Annotated in this window: 1 pseudogene; it reads right to left on the bottom strand. The window is 39.8% G+C overall.

Annotated elements, in window-relative coordinates:
- A pseudogene (locus MAGTDC_RS03165) lies at positions 1–114 on the bottom strand (cobaltochelatase subunit CobS); the annotation flags it as partial.
- Positions 115–880: the final 766 nt, after the last annotated feature.

Raw genomic sequence — 880 nt, 5'->3', positions numbered from 1 at the left:
ATTCAATCGATTACAAACTTGTTCAATGTGGGTAGATTTTCCTGTACCGTGTTTTCCCACTATTAACACTCGTTTGTTATAAACCAAACCTGCCAAGATACACAATGTTGTCCTACCGCAGAGTTGGGTCTCCTACATGGTGACTTAGGTGAATTATGCAGTGATCTGAATGGCCAAGAGATTCTACAGTAGAAAATTCTGTATCAAATATAGGACAAACAATGTCAGCAAAAATATGTGCAGTAGAAGACTCAATTTCAAACATAAAAGAGCAAATTAAAAATGAAGTTGAACAGTTAATGATAATACCATGAGTTTCGAAACAAACCGCTGAAGAGAAGTGCCAATTGAAAAGCCAGAAAAAGACAGGTAGGCAATAAGACAATAAAGAGAGTCACATTACCTGCAGTTGGGGTAGTTCATCTCAAATGAATAGGAGGGGCAGCTAGAACCAATAGGAGGGGCGATGACATAAGGGGAGTGGCCTAAAGTATAAAAGCCTACAACGTACAGTTGACAGACGTTGTTTAAGACCTGAAGATGTCAGTGATGATGAAAAGCTTAGTCGAACAATAAAAATTATAGCAGTTAGCAAATTCATAAAAGAAATAGTTCATCTCAAAGCCCTGACCTTTGACGGAAGCTAGGCGACGTGTCTTTGGCAATTTGAAACCGCTGGATGCGCAAATAATTGGACAGCAAAAGACAAGGCAGTTTCACTCGTTCTTGCTTTAAAGGGACCTGCCGCAAAGCTACTACAGAAAGTGCCACCTGATAGCCAGAACACCTATGCCGAATTTATAAAAGCTCTAGAATTATGGTATGGTGATAAACATTTGCAAGATGTGTACTGCACTCAGTTGAGTGCAGGTGACAGCAT

The sequence above is a fragment of the Candidatus Hodgkinia cicadicola genome (assembly GCF_002774925.1).
This window is presented reverse-complemented; position numbering and strand designations above follow the sequence as displayed.